Below are 20,734 nucleotides of genomic sequence, written 5' to 3' on the forward strand. Positions count from 1 at the left end.
GACAAACAGCTTGATATCAACAATAAAGGGGGTAGAGAACTCGAAAGAAATCCCTATAAAAGACCTAGTGATAGACAGGCCAAACGAGGAGTGAGTAATGACAAAGTCTCTATTATGGTTGCTACAGACAGAAACAACAACCCAATGATGCGCATAGCTAAAGTTGGCAGAATTGATACCGAAAGCGTTGAGAAAACAATGGGGGCTTTAATAAAACCTGAAAACGTGCTTTGTTCAGACTCGCACCCTTCAATAATTAAATGGGCTAAAGAAAAAGAGGTAGAACATCATACTTTTATTGCATCAAAGCATATTAAAAACAAGTGTTACCATGTACAACATGTAAACTCGATAGATAATCTTTATGAAAGATGGGTGAAACCTTTCTATGGTGTATCAACAAAATATTTAAGCGGTTACCTGAACTGGTTCGTCTTCTTGCAGAAGATTAAAAATTCCCGATCACAAATAGCAGATATAGCAAGGATAATAGTTAAAAACGCAAAGGCAATGAACACATATAAATCAATTGAAGAAAATTACAAAGAATTAACTATTCCACATTATTCTAAAACATAACCAATTTAAAAAACTTTTCAATTGGTTATTTATACCGTTATCCCAACCAAAAACATCTCGATAGGTTTGAGCATTTATATGCGAACAAAAGAAATAGAATGAAAGAACAACTACACTTTTTAGAAAATTATTTTTTGACTTCATTTTTTTTGTTATTTATTAATTCAAAAAGTTTTTCTGGCTCATTGGTAGTTATAAAATCAACGCCATTTTTAATCATTTCCTTCATGTCTTCATTTGAGTTTACAGTCCACACATTTATGGTTATTCCTTCATTATGAGCTTCTTTTATCCATTCTGGATTTTTTCGATAAATTTTTATATTATAATCTAAACTTGTATAGCCTGCTTGTTTTGCATCTTTAGGCGCTAAATCTCCATTTAAATAAGCTATGGGCGTTTTCAAGTCCAATTCTCTTACTAATTTTCCTGCTTCAAAATTAAAACATATGTATTCCACCATGGATTGTCCATTAAGACTATGCACCAATTCTACAGCCATTTTAGTGAGTTTTAAGGTTCTTTCGATACCAGAAGGAGCTGTTTTAATTTCCAAAATTAATTTGGTTTTATCCTGTTTAAGCCCTTCTTCTAAATAGGCTTTAAGCGTTGGGATTTTCTCTCCATTAGATAATTTTTTATCTAATAACTCTTCATACGTAGATGTTTCTATATCTATACCCATAAAATCCTTATCATGATTAACAACCATAATATCATCTTTTGTAAGATGTACATCAAATTCTGAACCGTAACATCCTAATTTTATGGCTTCTTTTAGCGATGCTATAGAGTTTTGCGGTAAGTTGTTGGTTTTCCAAGCACCGCGGTGTGCTATTACTATATTCTTAGTATTACTAGTACTTACTTGTTTGTTTTCTATTTGAGGACAAGCCAACAATAAAATGGCTGATAATAAACATATTGATTTTTTCATAAATTTTATTTTATAGTTATAAAGTACAATAAATATATTAATCAGTCGGTACAATCTCCATTACCATACCACCTCCTTTTGTCATATCAAACATGAAGTTATCGCCTTTTTTTAAAATTTTGTTTGTTATCTCTAAGTGATTTGGATTTGTGTCGAATTTTTTAGAATCCTGATAAATTGCAGCTGTATATTGTTTATTTTTATTTAAAAAATCCAAAGAAATACTTACTGATTTTGCATGGGAATTATTTATAGCTCCAACGTACCATTTGTTTCCTTTTCTACGTGCTATAACCACATATTCTTGCAATTTTGCAGATGGAACTACAGTTTCGTCCCAAGTTGTTGGTACATTTTGTATAAATTCAAATCCGAGTTCTCCTTCATAGGCTTCAGGATAATCAGCAAACATACTTAAGTAGCTTTCAAGTACGACGTACATGGCCATCATGTGGGTTCTTGTGCCACTCATTAGAGGTCTTGTGTATTGGGTTTTGAAATTTTCTGGTAAAACGGCTCTAAAGCCACCTAGATGATAATCTGTAGAGCCAGCTAACATTCTGGTAAATACAATATTTAAATCATGTTCAGGCGTTATGGCCGTTTTGCGCCATTTATTTTGTTCATAATTATAAGTACCCTCTCTAGTAAATTCATTTGGATACGTTCTGTGCAAGCCCGTTGGTTTGAAGGAGCCATGAAATTGAATATACAATTTATGCTTCGCGGCACTTTGTAAAATATCTTCCATAATATTTACCATGTCTTGATCGTCGCGATTAATAAAATCGACCATCATTCCCTTCACTCCCCATTTTTCGAATTGTGTGAAAGCTTCTTCCAATTGTGGGTACAGGGCTTCCCAATGTACCCAAACATTAATAGAAACACCTTTTTCTTTTGCATAATCACAAACTTTTTGCATATCCAAACTTGCTACAGGTTTTGTTACATCGGTTGTTGGACCTACTACAGCGTAACCTGCAGCGTCGCTTTTATACCACGCCACGCCACCATAACCAATTACAGCGTGATAGGGTATATTGTTACGGGCGCAGAAATCAATATAATATTTATTGGTTTTATAATTTATACCAGGAGCAAAAGTAGTGTCGGGTATAATGTCGCCATTCCACCAATGAAACGATGTTTTCCCAGGCTTAATCCATGAAGTGTCTTCAATTTTTGAGGGTTCATTTAAGCTCGTGATTATATTGCTTTCTATCAAACCTCCAATGTGGTCACTTACCAAAATGACACGCCAAGGACTTTGGTGCGGCAACGTTGCTTCTACTTTTATTTTGGTTTGACCTTGTTTGGGTGAAAGTTGGCTTATTAAACGGTTGTCTTGTTTTTTTAAATACATGCCAGCATAATTCCTCAAATTGGCTTCTGTAATTGCCATGTAGGTTTTGTTAGGAAACTCAAATAGGGTAGGCATATCCATTAAAGTGTCAGGGACAATTTCCTTATATGGCAAAATATTGTATAAACCTTCATGATCATTGTTGTAATTATTCCAAAATAAGGTATAAACTGTTGGATTTTCTGCTATATTGAAACTGCTTTTTTCATCTGTCATGATATAAGATTCCCAATTTTTTTGCTTTGGAATTTCATAACGAAACCCTATGCCATCATTAAAAGCACGAACTACGATATTTATCTTTTTTCCATCCTCATTTGTCAATGGTAAAATCACTTCTTTATAATGGTTTCTTACTATTTTAGTTTTGCCCACTAATAATTGATAGGTTGTATCAACTACTTTAAATTGTGGTTTACTAATTTTGAGGTTTTTTTGAAGCTCGGTATCATTAAAAATTAATCCAAGAGGTGAGTTGTCAATAAGTAGCTGATTACCAAATTTAACATTGTAGTAAGGAGCATCTTTTTTAAAATTAAATTGAAATTCAATTTTTCCATCTGGTGATTTAAGTTTGATATTATTTTGAGATAATGAAATAAATGAAATGAGGCATATAAGGTAAAGTGCTTTTTTCATGATTAATTAAGTTTATAATTTTATTCAAGTCGATAGCTACCTCTTGCAGTGTGAACTTTGCCAAACATATCGGTCGCTTTAACTTCCACTTCATGAATACCTGCTTCAAGTTTAGTTGGTAATCTTGTGAACCATAAATGTTTGCTGTTTATAGGGTTTGATGGTCGTATTCCATTCATTAAAACTTCTGAAAGATCCCAGTCATATACCATATTTGCATATATAGGATCATGATCTTCTAAATATTTCATTGCATTCCATTCCCCACCGTCAATTCTAAAAAGTAAGTCATCTTTTTTTGAACCCATAAAAAAATTGGCATATAAACCAGCTTTGGTATTCACATCTTTAGCCATTACGTTTGGAATGAATAACCGCATCTGGTATTCTAATGGTTTACCAACAGATTTATAATCTATGGAGTACTGATTGCCTTTAATCTTCAAGAAAGCGTAACCTCTTGGCGTTCCATCACGCATTTCAGCCTTGGGAGCTCCATTAATTAATACCCCAGAATTCCAATCACCACTGGTTGTGCCAACATTAAAGTGATGGTGAATTCCTTCTCCCTTCCAACCATTTTCAGTATCAAAGAAATCTTGTCTTTGAATATGTGTATGTGCCGAAAGTGATAATGTATATGGAAAATCTTTAAGTAATTCAAATAGTTTTTCCCTGTCTTTCTCTCTAAAGTTATCTTCACCAGGCTCACTTAGGGGAATATGAAAAGCAAGGACTATAAGATGATCTTTAGATACATGTTTAAGGTTGTTTTCAATGAATTTTAGTTGTTTTTTGGTGAAACCACCCCAATAACCTTTGGAACCGCGAGGATCTGGAAATAAAATATCATCAAGAATGATTACATGCGTTTTTGCATAATTATAGGAGTAGGTGGAGGGGCCAAAATGAGCTTCGAATGTTTCGTCGGAAAGTTCATCTTTGATTGCATCTAGATTCATATCATGGTTTCCCATAACATCATACCACTTAATGTTCAACTTCGCTATCGATTTTTTATAAGGTTCGAATAACTCCAAGTCATTCCAAACGAGGTCTCCAAGACTTATACCAAAAGCGATATTATTTTTTTTATCAATATCTTGAATAACACTTTTTTCAAAATAGTTCAGTTCTTCAATGTTACGCGGTTGAGGATCACCAAATAATAATGCAGTAAAACTTTCATTTTCTTCCTGTTGAACTAAACCGAAATTAATGTATTCTGGTAGTTTTCCTGTAGGTTGAACACCTGTATACTGGGCATTCGGCGATCCGTTAGGCTTGTGAATATAATAAAATTTCGAATCTTCATTATTTCCATTTGAAATACGATATCCTGAAGGCTTAATAATAAATATGATATCATCATCACTTATTGGTAATTCATAATTTCCTAAAATATCTGTGAGTACAACATCTTTTCCGTTGGTTACTGCTATATCTTTAAGCCCTTTTTCATCATTATTCTTTTTGCCGTTTTCGTTTTTATCGAGATAGATAGAACCTTTAGCAATACTTTGGCAATTACCATTAAAAGAAATTGCCATACATATTGAAACTAAAAAATATTTCCAAATATTAGTATTACGTGTTTTTATCATCTGACTATTATTTTAAAATTTACCAATATATAATTGAAAAGTAGGTTCATTATAGAATACCACTAAATGATAACTATAAAGCTTTAACAGGCTTGTGAGAATTAATACTTTTCTATAAACAGACGCAATAAAACATCAAATTCTAATTATTGCAAAATTATTCTACTAAAAAATAAGGAGTAATGATGTTTTAAAGTTTCCGTGTATTTATTGGATAAAAAGGTTAAATCTATTAGAAATTATTTAATAATTAATTTTCGAGTTGCTAAATTACCTTCTTCATCAACTTTTAAAATGTATAATCCAGGTTTTAAACTAGAAACATTAATGAAACCATTGTTTTCAATTACACTGCTAAATACTTTTTTACCCTGTACATCGTATAAATAAATAGATTTGTATGTTTTACTTGAAGAATTTATTCTAAATACTCCCGTATTAACAGGATTTGGATAAACTTCAAAGCCTTCAATTTCATTTAAATTAACAGCTAATGTAAAATCATTTACAGTACCTGGTGTTCCTAAATCTCCATCTCCGTAAGCTGTTGTTCCAAGTCCCCAATTAGCACCGTTATCATTTAAAACACTATTATATGCTGTAGTTGATAACTCCATACTGGCTCCAGTAGGCACGGGAAAGGATCCAGAATTTGTCCAATCTACTCTATCAATTTCTGTATTTTCTGCTGTTAAAACGATGCTGCCTAAAGCATTTCCTAGACCCGTTCCACTACCACCAAAATCATAATTTACAACTGGTATATTGCCGTTTGTTGAACTATCACCATTTGTTGATAAAACAAGATAGCCTCCAGCAGGTACAATGGTTGTGCCTATAGTATTATTTAAGTAACTACTACTATTGTGGTCGGTAAGTTTCCAACCATTCATATCAATTGGTGCTGTTGTAATATTATGTACTTCAAACCATTCTCCATTTGCATCCGAAACTTTATCAGGGTTTTGCATTATTTCAGTAACTATGATATCTCCAACATTTGGCACATTTAAATCACTAGGTTCTATTGATAACGTATGCATAATTATAGTACCCAAAGCAGCAGAATTCCCTCCACTTGGGTTTTGTAATTCGAATACAATATTTTCTAAAGGCTCAACATCGGAATCATTGATTATTGTAATTGTCAAGCATTGATCGGAAGTACTACCAGCAGGAAACGTTAACACGTAAGGAAACGTTATGGAAGCATAATCGGTGCCATTAATCGCCGTACTTGATGCGCTTAATACTAATTCAACAGATGTTGCTACTCCAGCAGCTGGGTTTGTAATTGACACACAAACATCAACAGTACCTACATTCTCGGAAACGCTGTTTTCAACAGTAGTTAAAGACACAACTGTATTGGTTACAGGAGCTCCAATCCAAGCTCCCGGATCAAACACCCCGTCCGTAGTTTTAACTGAAGCGTTTGTATGATTTGTACATCCTACAGGCGTTGTTGCTGAAAGACCAGTAACATTCCATTTAGCTTCATTCCATACACCATTATTTCCAGTTGTTACGGTTGCAATTCTTTCCGCTCTACCATCTTGATGCCAATGGCAAGTGCCTGCACTAAGTTCTCCAACTACTCCAAAAATATCAACAACTGCGTCTACGTTATTTAATAATTGTATTTTATCATCTCCGTTCCCATCAGCAACAGTACCAGAAGGAAGTATCAAATCGGGAGCAAACCCAAAACAATTTTGAAACCCACTTCTGCTAATAATAAAAAAGCCTCCTGCAGCGATTGTTCCTGTTAAAGGTACAGCAGTTTGAGGTGTGGTACTATCGTTTGTATATCTTTGAATTTTATACCCAGCCGCAGCTAAATCTACCGCAGTGGCGCCTGCATTGTATAACTCAACAAATCTACATGTTGTTGCATCCTCAGGGTCTGCAATTTCAGTTATAAAAATTTGCCCATAAGATAAACTTGTCATGATAATCATCATAAATAAAATGTAATAGTTTTTCATAATTTTTGGTATTTATTAGAAATTAATATAATTAAACTTTAATATTTTAAGATATTACTACTCTACATTTAACGAAAGGAATATTCACTTTATTCACAATTATATATAAAAGTAGTTGTGAATAAAGTGAGCATTACCGTTCATTAAAACTAGTTAAATAGTTGAATACGAAAAAGCTTTAGGTCGTACCATGCTTTCAGTAAAAATGTTTCCAAAACTATCTGTAACTTTAATTTCTAAAGTCGTAGCAGGCCCAGATGCTGACACCTTAAATAGATGAGACGTGTTATCTGTAACAAAGGCATCCGTGGGTGTTGCACCAACATTTACTCGCAAAGCGTCATAAGAAATTATATGTAAAGGATCTTTTGCTGTTGTTCTTATTACATTAAGATTATTTCCATTTTCGGTTACAACAACTTTCCATTCTTTTTCATAACCCCAAACGTTTATTAGTACTTGATTTCCAGAATTAGGCGTTGCATAATTTTCTGTATATGGAGCAAGAGCAGCGTTTGTTGAATTGGGGGCAAAATTAGCTGCTGTAATATGAACTTTATTTAAATCGTAGGAACGAAATTGATAATTTTCATCAAAGCCAATACTTTTATAACTCCATTTTAAATTTTTCCCATCCATTTTCCAAATGCCATAACCACCTGGGCTGCCATCTTTACAGATGTGATTTCCGGCATAGCCATTTCTTCCTGTCCACCACCAGGTTGCACAAATAGCTCCTATATTATGTTCCATGAGGTTGGTTTCTTGTTGTACTCTATAATTAACATGTAAATGACCACTTAATACATGTACTTTAGTAAAGTCTTTTAAGCTGTTTACAAATGTATTTCCATTAGTTAAATATAACTGATCCGTTTGGTTGCCGCTTGCATCTAATTTTGGTGTTCTGTATAACGGACTGTGCATTGCAACTACTATAGGTGTACTTTTATCGGTAATAGCAGCTAAATCTTTATTTAACCAGGTAATTTGCTCTTGACTAAGATTATAATTGTAATTACGGTCACCTATGGTCCCAATAGATCCACCAGTGTTCAAATATTCAATATCATCTAAAACAATATAATGTACATCGCCCAAATTAAAGGAATAGTAAGTAGGTCCTAAAACCTCTCTATATTTGTTTTCAGCTTCAAAATCGTTCGCATAATATGGATCATAATCATGGTTTCCAATTAAATTAAAAACTGGTGAGTTTAGTTTACTCATATAAGGTACATAATCACTTAAGGTGAAATTATTATCGTACCAATAAGCATCCCAAGTCATATCTCCTAAAGTTAGAATATATACTTTAGTTCCGTCTGCGGCATATTTATTAATTGTTGCGTTAACATCTGGTAATACTGAATTATTAAATTGATCGATATCGTTATTACGATTTGCTAAATGCCAATCTGCCATTGGAATTACAACATGTTTATTATTGTTTATGCTAATTAAAGAAAAATCCTTTTGTTCAATTAAATTAACGTCTTTGCTTAAACGTTTAAAAAATTGTGGAGAATTATTAGTGTTTATAACTTCATAATTTCCTGGAATGGATATGAAAACGAATCCAGTTTTTTTAACAGATGGCAGATAATAAATACCGTCTTCATTTGTTGTGGTAACTTCAATACCATCGGATACTACCACGCCAGCAATCCCTTTTCCATCAGAATAGACAAGTCCTTTTACAGTCATTCCTGAAATATCTGGAATGTTGGTGTTTAAAATTAAATTAAATAAAGTCGCTCCCAATAGAAGTGTGTCGCTTCCTCTAATAAGTGAAATATTAAATTTACTTGTGCTAAATCCTTCTGGAGCAGTAAAAGTAAATGTACCTTGAGTTACGGCTGTGATTGAACTTAAAAATTTTATCGAAGGATCTGTAGTTGAAATCAATTCAATTTGATCACCAACAATAAATCCATTTCCATCAAGTAATATATTTCCATTTTTAACAACATTGATAACTGTAGGAATTGAAACTCCTGTTATGCCTAGTTTATTAAGGTCATCAAATTTAATATCGTCATCATTTTCACAACTGGAAAATAAAAGTCCCATGCCACTTAGGCTAGCAATAGTAGTTAAACCACCAATTTTGATAAATTTTCTTCGCGACTGATCCATATATTTTTTATTTTTTATTCAGTTATTTCTACCTTAATATTATCTAAGAAAATCCGATTTTTCCCTTTTCCTACTCCAACTAATTCAAAAGCACCTCCCAAAAATCGTATCTGAGTTTCTGAGGTAGCACCTGTAACCGTAAATTGGTAATTTGATGCTTCACTTTGCCAAATTTTTATACATTCTGGGTCGGTAGCGTAATCTGGCCAATTATCAATAGTTAGAGAGCTTATATTAACTGTTCCTGGTCCAACGACACTAAGTCTCAAAATATTATCATCTTCTGTGCCTCCAGCTGTTTTATAAGGCACTGCTTTAAACTTAACAAGTAAATTCGATGTTTCTTCTAAAGAGGATAATTTTCTAGAAATTAAATCGCCTCCATACCCCGTTTTTCCTAATTTCAAAAACCCTGTTCTTCCATAAACCACCATTTGATTACCTGCAACTGCACTTACCGTACTGGTCCATCCTCTGTTCAACTCGTCTGCTGTCCAAGAATCCATTCTTGTTTCACCAGATGTGTTGTAAAAAATTTCACTTCCATAAGAAAGCCAATCAAAATTTTCTTCTAAAATAATATTCCCTGAAGATTGATTAATGATGATTTGTTTATCAAGATTTGGGTATTGGGAAGATTTAATGTTCAGCGTTGCTGTACGTAATTCGCCTATATTCTTAGCAGCGTTTAATGTTATTGAATTTTCAGATAATGATTCTTGTGTTAACCAATCACCATTTTCAATAGTATAGGTCCAAATAACATTAGACGTAATGCTAACATTGAAACTTGTTTTAGCTGAAGGAACTGAAATTCCATTAGTTGCATTATTTATTTTTATGAAAGGAACATTGGCTTCTTGTTCAACACGAAATAGGATGGGTTGTTCTTTTCCATCCACAAAGAATGCATAATTAGCAATACGTGAATCGAAAGTTATATTATCTTTAATGGTAACTTTAAAAATACCATCGTCGTTACCTTCTTCAGGAAATACTTTAACCCATTCTGAGTTTCCTTGATCAACGAGCTTCCAAGGACGATTTGAACGTACAACGTAGCTTTTTGTTACACCAGCAACACCCGCTGAAAGACCTGTAGGATTTTCTTCAATAGAAAAATATGGTGCCTTAAGTTGAGCATCATCATCGTTATCACATGAAATAAAAGAAACAGTAATTAAAAGTATCGCTAAAATGTAGGATACTTTTAAATTTATTTTGGAATAAATAGTTTTTGTTTTCATAACTTTTTTGTTTTAAATATTCTAAATACCACTATCTATAGCTTGTTTGCTCCACCATACAGGCGTTTTCATATTATTACTACCACCCATTCTATCTAATGCTATTTGTGCATTGGCATTATTTGTAGCAATAGTTGTGGTAGGGTAGGCAAAGCGTGTTGGCAAAATTCTGTCATTAAATACAGCACCTTCTCCAATGGTTAAAACGGGATAACCGGTTCGACGGTATTCATGATATGCTTCCATACCTATCCAAAATAAGGCTAAGTATTTTTGGTTACCAATAAGCTCTTTCTTATTTGTATTGCTATCCCATGATGCTAAATCGGAAGCTATAAAAGTTGTAACATCACTTTCTGTAACTGTAACCGGAATTTCGCTAAATGTTCCAAATTCCGCCCATTTTTCCACGGAAGCTTTTAAAGCGTTTTCATAATATTCTTCAGCCTTGGTTGCTCCACCTGTTATGAATCCGTTTAATGCAGCTTCTGCTAAAATAAACTGAACTTCTGCAAAGTCCATATAAGTAGTAGGAGATTCAGCTCTTGCTAAAACCGCAGCATTTAACCAAGAAGTACCTCTATCGGCATCACTTTGATTAGTTTCGGCAACTCCTGCAATGGTACCTTTCCAAACATTATTTGGGTTAGTGGCTGTGCTTGTATTTTTCTTTCCAATAATTCCTAAACGAGGGTCTTGATACGTTTGATTGCCGTTTACATCACTAATTACCGTCATTTTTATAAGTTGTTCTGTAAGTTTTCTGCCAGAACTTGTAAATGTACTTTCATTTGTTTCAGCAAATTGATTTCTATAAGGATCATTTCCAGAGAATATTACAGTAGCATTATCTGCATTTGAAGTAAATATTGGATATTTGGTTGGAGAATTTAATATTTCTGTCATTTTTGCTCCTACATTCATTTCACTTCTACCACTTACTCGCATTAACAATCTTAAATATTGTGAGTTATTAAATTGTTGCCATTTTAGCATGGAACCACCATACATTCCATCTAAAGATGTTTTTATAAATGTTGGGTTAGTAGCATATATATTATTTGCAGCTTCTAGGTCTGCAAACATTTGTTGATACACTTCTTTTTGAGAATCAAATTTTGGTTTTGTAGTACCGCCAATTTTTCGTGCCGTATAAGCTTCTGCATAAGGGATATCACCAAACATATCTGTGATGTTTGACATGTACATTACCTTTAAAGTTAAGGCAATTGCTTCCAAGGATCTATCTTGTTGATCCACACTTAAATCGTACATGTGCGAAACATTATTTCCATATCTATTGTACGCACTCCATACACTTTCCCAATTTCCATCACTAATAAAATAGCGGTGTTCTTGGCGTGTAGAACCTCCAGTAAATGCTGTAAATTGGATCAACTCATTGTTCCAAAAATGGCTGTAATTCACCCAAAGTTTTGCTCCGTTGTAAAGTAATGGTTCAAACATACCGCTGGCTTTAATATCACCAAGGTTTGTTGTGTTAGGATTTGTGTTTACTTCTTCAAAATTAGAAGTACAAGCAAAAATTGCCATTGTGAATAATCCTATAACTAATATAATTTTTAACTTTTTCATTGCTTAATTATTTAAAATGAAAGATTAACATTGAAACCATAAGATCGTGTATTTGGAAAAGACATCGTTTCAATACCTCGATAAATATCCGATCCATTTAGCAATCCAGTTTCAGGATCATACTGTGGGAAATCTGAAATAATAAATAAATTAGTTACAAATAACCCAATATTAAGCCCTTGAATAAAACCTATATTCTTTTTTAAAACTTTTTCAGAGAATTTATAATCTAATCGCACTTCTTTTAGCTTAATAAATGAAGTATCGAAAGTATTAGCTTCGGTGTTATTACGATTCCAAACATACGAGCTGTAGTAGGTGTCAATACTTTTAGTAACCGTATTATTTTTGGTATAACTTGTTGTTCCGTCAGTATTTTGAACTGCATTTACACCTTGATGAACAAGACCATCATTTCTTCCTTCCAAAGAATTTTTGAGCTTCCCTTGATAGGAAAGCGCAAAGTTTGTTACAGAATAGGTGTTTCCACCCATTTGACCTGTAAATGCCGCAGATAAAGATAAGTTTTTATATCTAAATCGCTGTACCATTCCTGCGGTCCAATCTGGGTTTACATTACCTATTCTACGATCAGGCGATTCATCAAGAATTGGATACCCATCTGAATTAACAAGGTCCATACCCGATGCATCAATTTGATTACCGTCTCCATCTGTGTATGTAGATCCTTCTGGAGCTCTTTGATAACCTCTACCATAAATTACGTGCATTTCTTGCCCAACGTATGAATAAACAAAAACTCTGCTACCAATGGTCGTTCCCATATCTGTTTGTAGCGGTTCATTAGGATCCCAGCCATCTTGTAAACTTACTAATTTATTATTGTTTTTAGCCCAATTTGCATCAAAAGACCATTCAAAGTTTTGAGTTCTAATAGGAACAAATGTTGCTGAAACTTCGATACCATTATTTGAAATTTCGCCAGCATTAATTTTTAACCCTGTTGCTCCTGTTATCTGGTCAACATCAACAGAAACTATTTGATTGGTTGTTGATGAATTATAATAAGTTAAATCAAAAGACATTCGATTTTGGAAAAATTTAGCTTCTATTCCTGCTTCCCAACTTTCAACATTTTCAGGCTGAATTAATGGATCAGGAATAGTTCCTGGTAATAAATAACCGCCAGGAAATGAGCTTGTACCATAATATTGATCTAATGAATAAGGAGATGTATCATTACCTACATTTGCCCATGAAAATCTTAACTTAGTAAAATCAATCCAAGGAATATTGGTTTTAAAATCTGCAATTTGATTTACTAAAACACTAACTGCTACCGATGGGTAAAAGTAAGACCAATTTCCGCGTGATAATGTACTTGACCAATCATTTCGTCCAGTGATATCCACATAATAAGTACTATCCCAGCCTAAAGAAAGTAAGCCATATAGACTATTAACAACTTTTTTACTTCTGTAATTACTTGGATCTGGAATAATGCCCGGAGGTAAGTTAGTTGTTGTATAAATACCTTCCTCTCCAAGTGAATTTAATGTAATTTTACTGTTGTAATATTCATTAATTCTATTATTACCGCCTACCATAACTGAAAAGTCTAATCTTTCATCAGCTAAATCATTATTTATGTAACGTAACATGAAATCATTGTTGTTTTCAATTCTTCTAATTGTTTGCTCTCTATAAAATCCGTTAACATAATCGGCTGTATAAAAAGGTCTTCTTTGAGTTCTAAATTCGTCAGACAAATCGATACCAGATTTTAAATCAAAAGTTAAACCTTTCATTAAATCAAACGTTAAAGCCATGCTACCAAATACTCTGTTTTTGTTTTCTGTATTTAAATTCTCGTACAATACACGGTAAGGATTATATGAATTTGAAGATGGAAATACTAAGCCATTACCATTTTCTCCCAAGGCATTGTAATTTAAAGCATTATAGCGCCCTTTAAAATATTCATCTTTCCAGTCATTAATACTATTAACATTAAAACCCCAAGCTAAATTATACATAACGCCAGTTTCATCATAACCACCACTTGGCATGTTATCACTTGTTTTTTTATAATAATTTATTTTTGAATTTAATTTTATTTTTTCATGTAGAGGTGTGCTGAATGATAATGAAATTGTTTTTCTATCAAAACCTGTATTTGGCAGAATGTATTCATTTCTAAAATCGGTAACCGAAAAACGCGTGGATGTTCCTTTACCATTACTTCCGCTTAAAGAAACGGTATTACTGGTGGTTACACCTGTGCGAAATAAACCAGTGTACCAATCATCTTGATAAACCCATGGTTTTTTTGTGAAATTCCCTGTATCCCAATCTTTGGAAGAATAAAGGTAACGCATTTTGTTAGGGTCAAATCGTTCACCAAATGTAAACCTAGAATAACGTCTTGGAACGGCTACACCATCTTCAGACATTTCTGGAGTTAGTTCCCATAAAGAATAATCGTTTTCTCCTAAATCTGATCCATTACCATATTCTGTTTGAAAATCTGGAAAATAACCAGCCACGTCGAAAGTGGTTGAAGAATTTACTGAAATTCCGAGGCCTTTACCTTTTTTTCCACTTTTAGTCGTTATTATAATGGCACCGTTTGCTGCCCGTGATCCGTAAAGTGCCGCAGCGGCAGGACCTTTAAGAACTGACACGGAAGCTATATCATCGGGATTGATATCACTCATACCATCACCAAAATCTACTGGAGCGTCGGCTTGTGCATAATTACTAACATTATTTGTAGCTGTCATTCCTGAGTTAACAGGAATTCCATCAATTACAAAGAGCGCTTCATTACTACCATAATTCAAAGACTGGTCGCCACGAAGAGTTACACGAATAGAACCACTTGGCCCTGAGCCTGCCTGTGTAAATGTAAGACCGGCAACTTTTCCAGCCATACCATTTAACCAGTTTCCATAAACAGCTTTGGTAATATCTTCACCATCTACTTTAGCAATTGAATAGCCTAAGGATTTTTCTTCCCTACTTATATTTAATGCTGTAACGACTACTTCGTTTAGTAAGTTTTCGTCCTGTAACATTGTAGTCTCTAAAAATACTCCGGATGCTGCCGCAACAACCTGTGTTTTAAATCCTACAAAAGAAATTTTTAAATTGACTTTAGATTTTTGTGTTTTTATAGTGAAATTTCCATCAAAATCAGAAACAACTCCGTTGTTAGTTCCTTCTTCAATTATTGTAGCTCCAAGCAATGGAATTCCATCTGCCAGTATCTTACCTGATATAGATTGGCCATGCATAATTGATGTTAGAGTAAATAACATCATTAAGGTGATCAAGCGGATGTTTTTTTTCATATTATAGTTAGTTGGGTTATTAATAATTTTTGTGCAAATATATTTTTACAATCTCATGTTGACTTTAATATATCGTTAACCTTATATTATCTAGTTGTTATTAAGCATTAACTAATCAACAATACTCTCAAACAAATTTTTTAACAATAAATGTTTGTTTCAAATAATATAAATATGTTTCAAAATTAATTATATATTTCAAATATATATAATTTTATCATTAAAACAAAGCAATTTGAAATAATATGAAACAATATAATTTATAATTCTCCATTTTGTGGTTATAAATTATTCTGAATTTTAATTTAATTATTCTAAGAAGTTTGAAGTCACTTCCAGTTTATGACAACCCCACCATCAATAAAGCAGCTAATGAAGCACCAATAATTGGGCCCACAACAGGAACCCATGAATAGCTCCAGTCACTCGAAGCTTTATTTTTTATTGGCAAAATGGCATGCATAATTCGTGGTCCTAAATCTCTTGCAGGATTAATGGCATAACCTGTTGTACCACCTAACGATAACCCGATAGCCCAAACTAAAAAAGCCACAGGCACTGCTCCTAATGAACCTAAGCCTATAATGGTTTGTGTATCATTAATGGTTGCATTTGTAAAATACAGGATGGTGAAAATCAATACAAAAGTACCCACTATTTCACTAATTAAATTTGAAAAGGTATTCCGAATTGCCGGAGCTGTGCAAAAAACAGCTTTTTTTGTATCAGCATCTTCAGTAGCCTCAAAATGATTTTTATAAACCAACCAAACCATTGAAGACCCTAACATAGCGCCAATCATTTGTGCTAAAATATAAGAAGGTACAGATTCCCAAGGAAATTTACCTGCAATTGCTAAACCAATACTAACAGCTGGATTGATGTGCGCACCACTGTAAGGACCTGCTACAACAACCGCCACATACACTGCTAACGCCCAACCTGCTGTTATGACGATCCAACCACTGTTATTGCCAATCGTTTTGTTCAAAACTACATTGGCAACTACACCGCCTCCTAATAAAATCAATAAAGCTGTTCCTATAATTTCTGCTATAAATGGAGTCATAATTTTTAGATTTTAGTTTTAGTCCAATATTCTAAAGCATCTATAGCTTTGTACCAACCTTTAATTTCTTTTTCTATAACATCTCTTTCTGTAGTAGGATTATAGCTTTTATCTGTTTGCCATATTTCTTGAATTTCTTCAGCGTTTTCCCAAAAACCAACTGCTAATCCTGCTAAGAAAGCAGCACCCATAGCCGTGGTTTCAACCACTTTAGGACGCACGGTTACGGTATTCAACACATCTGCCTGAAATTGCATGAGTGTATTATTTACCGTAGCTCCACCATCTACCCGTAATTCTTTTATTGAAATACCAGAATCGGCTTCCATAGCTTTTAAAACATCCATGGTTTGGTAAGCGATAGATTCAATGGCTGCACGCGCTATGTGGGCATCTGTGCTGCCTCTGGTTAATCCAAAAATCGTTCCTTGTGCATGTTGGTTCCAATGTGGCGCTCCTAAACCTGCAAAAGCAGGCACAAAATAAACACCATCTGAACTTTTAACAGAACCCGCCAGTTTTTCAACATCGGATGATGTTCTTATAATTTTTAAACTATCACGCAACCACTGTACCACAGCTCCGGCAATAAAAATACTACCTTCTAATGCATATTGTGTTTTGCCATTAATTTTCCATGCCACGGTGGTTAATAAATTATTTTTTGACACAATGGGTTTATCACCAATATTCATAAGCATAAAACAACCGGTACCATAGGTGTTTTTCACCATCCCCGGTTTGGTACACATTTGCCCGAATAAAGCAGCTTGTTGATCTCCTGCTATTCCTGAAATAGGAATATTAGCATCATAAAAAGTCGATTTTGTATGACCATATACTTCACTAGACTGCTTAACTTCTGGCAACATACTTTTTGGAATGGTGAGCAATTCCAATAGTTCATCATCCCAATCCATGGTATTTATATTGAACAATAAAGTTCTAGATGCATTGGATACATCGGTTACATGTTTATCTCCTTTTGTAAAGTTCCATATCAACCATGTATCGATAGTTCCTAAAATTAAATCACCTGCTTCGGCTTTTTTCCTTGCACCTTCTACATGATCTAAAATCCATTTTACTTTGGTTCCAGAAAAATAGGCATCAATTACTAAGCCTGTTTTTTCTCTTATTAAATCACTTTTACCTTGTTTTTTGAGTTCATCGCAATAGTCAGCTGTTCTTTTATCTTGCCAAACAATAGCGTTATAAATGGGTTTACCTGTATTTTTGTCCCATACAACAACCGTTTCCCGTTGATTGGTGATTCCAATAGCCGCAATGTTTTCAACATTTAACCCTTTTTTAGCAATCGCTTCGGCAGCAACACCAGCTTGGGTTGACCAAATTTCATTAGGATCATGTTCCACCCAACCCGGTTTTGGAAAATATTGGGTAAATTCTTTTTGAGCTACAGATACGATGCTTCCTTTTTTATCGAAAACAATAGCTCGGGAACTGGTCGTTCCTTGGTCTAGGGCAAGTATATATTTTTCCATAGTAATTAGTTTTAGTTATTTAGTGGTTGGTTGTATGTTGTTTGTTGTTTAGTCGTTTGTTGTTAAGCTGTTAGAGAACTTCAACTTAACACTTCCACGACAAACGTCTTAACTTTATTTACAATACATATTGATTGGCTATTTTGGTACAGTCGTTAATTTGCTGTAATTCCCATATAGTATCCTTATCTAATTCATTTGCTAATATTTTGGCTACCATAGGAATTATTTCTAATGTAGCTCTGGCATCTAAAAACAAGGTACGAACACGTCTTGCCAAAATATCTTCAACAGTTCTTGCCATTTCATATCGAATTGCCCAAATAATTTCTGCTTTGGTATAGGGAAGTCGTGGATGTAATGTATCCCCTAATTCTGGAGTTTCTCTAATTAATTCTTGAATAGCAGCCTTATCGCTTCCATAAATATATTGATGCTGTGTTTTATCAATAGAATCAATAGCACCATGAATTTTCACATCTTTAGTTTTACATGGTTTACTTTCTAATTTCCCAATTGAAATAGCTTTATTTATGGTGTCTTGAGCCATTCTTCTGTAAGTGGTCCATTTACCTCCAGTAATGGTTATTAATTCAGAATTTGAAACAATAATTTTATGGCTTCTTGAAATTTCTTTGGTTTTTTCAGACTTATCCGTTGGAGCTGCCAATGGTCTTAATCCTGCAAAAATGCTCAGCACATCGGCTTTACTTACCGTTTTTGTTAGATAACTGTTTGCAGTATTAATGATGAAATCTACTTCAGTATCTAAAGCTTTAGGCTCTAAACTGTGACTATCAAGTAACGTATCTGTGGTACCAACCACCACTTTATTATGCCATGGCACTAAAAATAACACCCTACCATCGTTGGTTTTTGGAATCATAATCGCATCATTTCCCGGTAAAAATGATTTATCTAAAACCAAATGAATTCCCTGACTGGGGCGCACAATGTTTTTAGACTCTGCATTATCCATTTTCAAAATTTCATCAGTAAAAACACCTGTGGCGTTTATAACAACTTTAGTTTTTAAAGTATAAGAAACTTTTGTTTCTGTATCTTCTGCTACAACGCCATTTACTACGCCTTTGTTATTTTTAGTTAGCTGATTTACTTTAAAATGATTTAAAACAGTCGCTCCATGCTCTATAGCCGTTTGTGCAATATTTACGGCTAATCTGGCATCATCAAATTGACCATCATGATATACAACACCACCCTTAAGACTTCCGTTTTTAATAGTACTTAATCTTGAAAGGGTTTCTTTTTTATTGATTCGAATCGATTTGCCAAAACTCAATTTACCCGCCAAAGCATCGTAAATTTTTAGCCCGATGGTATATTTAATCGTTTCAAACCAACCATAATTTGGAATTATAAACGACTGGTTACTTGCTAAATGGGGGGCATTCTTCAACAGCAAACCTCTTTCGTACAAAGCTTCCTTTACTAAATCAATGTTGCCTTGTGCCAAGTAGCGAACCCCACCGTGAAGCAATTTTGTGCTCCTGCTTGAAGTTCCCTTTGCAAAATCCACTTGTTCCAACAGAAGTGTTTTAAACCCGCGTGTTGCACTATCTAGCGCAATGCCTAATCCTGAAGCGCCGCCGCCAATAATTATTACATCCCAGTTAGAATGCTGTTTTAACTGCTTAATCAATATTTTTCTCTCAAACAAATGGATTCGTTTTAGTAACAATTAACTTTATTTAATTTCAAATATATTAATATTTTTTTTAAAACGAAATAAAACGAAATGCATTTTTGCTGTTAATAATTAAAATGTCGTAATTTAACTTCTTTTCCTTTCGCTTTATTATATTTGTAATTATGATAAGACACGAAACCATCTTAAATATTTTGGCCAAAGAGAAACACATTGAAGTGTTAGATATATGCGAAGAATTAAGCGTATCAGCTGTTACCATACGGAAAGATTTAAAATTTTTAGAGGAAAAAGGTTTGTTATTTAGAACTCATGGAGGAGCATCTTTAGAGAATCCTTATATTAATGAAAAAGCAGTTTTAGAAAAGGAAAAAATATATGTTGAAGAAAAAAATGGTATTGCCAAACTAGCAGCAACACGTATTGTTGAAAATGACTCTATAATGATTGCTTCAGGCACCACTGTTCAAGCACTTTCAAAATGTATAAAACCAAAAAACAAACTCACTGTCATTACTTCATCACTCTATGTTGTGTTGCATTTAATTCATGATAAAAACATAGAAATATTGCAACTTGGAGGCTATGTACGGCACAGTTCTGCCTCAGTAATTGGGGCCTATGCAGCCCAAATTTTAGATAACGTATCCTGCAGTAAACTTTTTTTAGGAGTTGATGGTATAGATTTGGATTATGGTTTATCCACAACTAATTTAGAAGAGGCACAATTGAACCAAAAAATGTTGGCATCAGCTCAAAAAATTATTGTATTGGCCGATTCTTCAAAATTTGGCAAAAAAAGTTTTGCTAAGATTTGCGATTTGAATGCTATCAATGAAATTATTACTGATAAAGAAATTTCTCCCATAATCAAGAAAAGGTTAGAGGAAAAAGGGGTTGTCGTGACGATAGTTTGAGACTAATTTTATTTTTTAAATATGGTTTTGTACAGGAAGTATTTATGGTTAATTGATGTCTATATCCGTATTTTATTGGTCTCAAATTGAGTTAAAACTATGTACTTTAGTGCATCTCGCTTTAGCTTCTAAAAATTTTGCCACGAATCGCACGAATTTTCACGA

At 33.7% G+C, this 20,734-nt stretch carries 13 protein-coding genes; 2 read left to right on the forward strand and 11 right to left on the reverse strand.

Annotation, left to right across the window (positions count from 1 at the left end):
• A partial coding sequence (locus tag ACU1LP_RS17140) for an IS1595 family transposase (protein ID WP_445736872.1) occupies window positions 1-579 on the forward strand: 579 nt, incomplete at its 5' end.
• Between the two features lie 127 nt (window positions 580-706).
• On the opposite strand, the gene ACU1LP_RS17145 is transcribed toward ACU1LP_RS17140, so the two are convergent.
• The 11 genes from ACU1LP_RS17145 to ACU1LP_RS17195 all read right to left on the reverse strand — a co-directional run bounded on the left by ACU1LP_RS17145 (window position 707) and on the right by ACU1LP_RS17195 (window position 19,664).
• Window positions 707-1,516: a glycerophosphodiester phosphodiesterase family protein gene (locus ACU1LP_RS17145; protein WP_445736873.1), complete on the reverse strand. Its 810-nt coding sequence runs from the start codon at window positions 1,514-1,516 to the stop codon at window positions 707-709.
• Between the two features lie 37 nt (window positions 1,517-1,553).
• The gene (locus ACU1LP_RS17150) at window positions 1,554-3,521 is read right to left on the reverse strand and encodes a glycoside hydrolase family 97 protein (protein ID WP_445736874.1); all 1,968 of its coding nucleotides are present in this window, start codon (window positions 3,519-3,521) and stop codon (window positions 1,554-1,556) included.
• Window positions 3,522-3,541: 20 nt separating this feature from the next.
• Entirely contained in the window at window positions 3,542-5,125 is a 1,584-nt protein-coding gene (locus tag ACU1LP_RS17155; RefSeq protein ID WP_445736875.1) for a calcineurin-like phosphoesterase C-terminal domain-containing protein, read from the reverse strand.
• Between the two features lie 239 nt (window positions 5,126-5,364).
• Window positions 5,365-7,113: a lamin tail domain-containing protein gene (locus ACU1LP_RS17160; protein WP_445734095.1), complete on the reverse strand. Its 1,749-nt coding sequence runs from the start codon at window positions 7,111-7,113 to the stop codon at window positions 5,365-5,367.
• Window positions 7,114-7,266: 153 nt separating this feature from the next.
• Complete coding sequence (locus ACU1LP_RS17165; protein WP_445734096.1) at window positions 7,267-9,252, reverse strand: calcineurin-like phosphoesterase C-terminal domain-containing protein; 1,986 nt, start codon at window positions 9,250-9,252, stop codon at window positions 7,267-7,269.
• A 14-nt stretch (window positions 9,253-9,266) separates the two neighbouring features.
• Window positions 9,267-10,499 carry a BACON domain-containing protein gene (locus ACU1LP_RS17170; protein WP_445734097.1) on the reverse strand — a complete coding sequence of 411 codons (1,233 nt, stop codon included), beginning with the start codon at window positions 10,497-10,499 and terminating at the stop codon, window positions 9,267-9,269.
• Between the two features lie 21 nt (window positions 10,500-10,520).
• A complete protein-coding gene (locus ACU1LP_RS17175) occupies window positions 10,521-12,095 on the reverse strand; it encodes a SusD/RagB family nutrient-binding outer membrane lipoprotein (protein WP_445734098.1) in 1,575 nt (524 codons plus the stop codon).
• An 11-nt stretch (window positions 12,096-12,106) separates the two neighbouring features.
• The gene (locus ACU1LP_RS17180) at window positions 12,107-15,409 is read right to left on the reverse strand and encodes a SusC/RagA family TonB-linked outer membrane protein (protein ID WP_445736876.1); all 3,303 of its coding nucleotides are present in this window, start codon (window positions 15,407-15,409) and stop codon (window positions 12,107-12,109) included.
• 340 nt (window positions 15,410-15,749) lie between these two features.
• Window positions 15,750-16,478 (reverse strand): MIP/aquaporin family protein, encoded by a 729-nt coding sequence (locus ACU1LP_RS17185; protein WP_445736877.1) that lies wholly within the window; start codon window positions 16,476-16,478, stop codon window positions 15,750-15,752.
• A 5-nt stretch (window positions 16,479-16,483) separates the two neighbouring features.
• On the reverse strand, window positions 16,484-17,983 hold the full coding sequence (glpK, locus tag ACU1LP_RS17190; RefSeq protein WP_445736878.1) for a glycerol kinase GlpK: 1,500 nt from the start codon (window positions 17,981-17,983) through the stop codon (window positions 16,484-16,486).
• Between the two features lie 118 nt (window positions 17,984-18,101).
• Window positions 18,102-19,664 carry an FAD-dependent oxidoreductase gene (locus tag ACU1LP_RS17195; protein WP_445736879.1) on the reverse strand — a complete coding sequence of 521 codons (1,563 nt, stop codon included), beginning with the start codon at window positions 19,662-19,664 and terminating at the stop codon, window positions 18,102-18,104.
• Between the two features lie 152 nt (window positions 19,665-19,816).
• On the opposite strand from ACU1LP_RS17195, the gene ACU1LP_RS17200 reads away from it, so the two are divergent.
• Window positions 19,817-20,569: a DeoR/GlpR family DNA-binding transcription regulator gene (locus ACU1LP_RS17200; protein ID WP_445736880.1), complete on the forward strand. Its 753-nt coding sequence runs from the start codon at window positions 19,817-19,819 to the stop codon at window positions 20,567-20,569.
• Window positions 20,570-20,734: the final 165 nt, after the last annotated feature.

This window comes from Mariniflexile sp., from assembly GCF_052728615.1.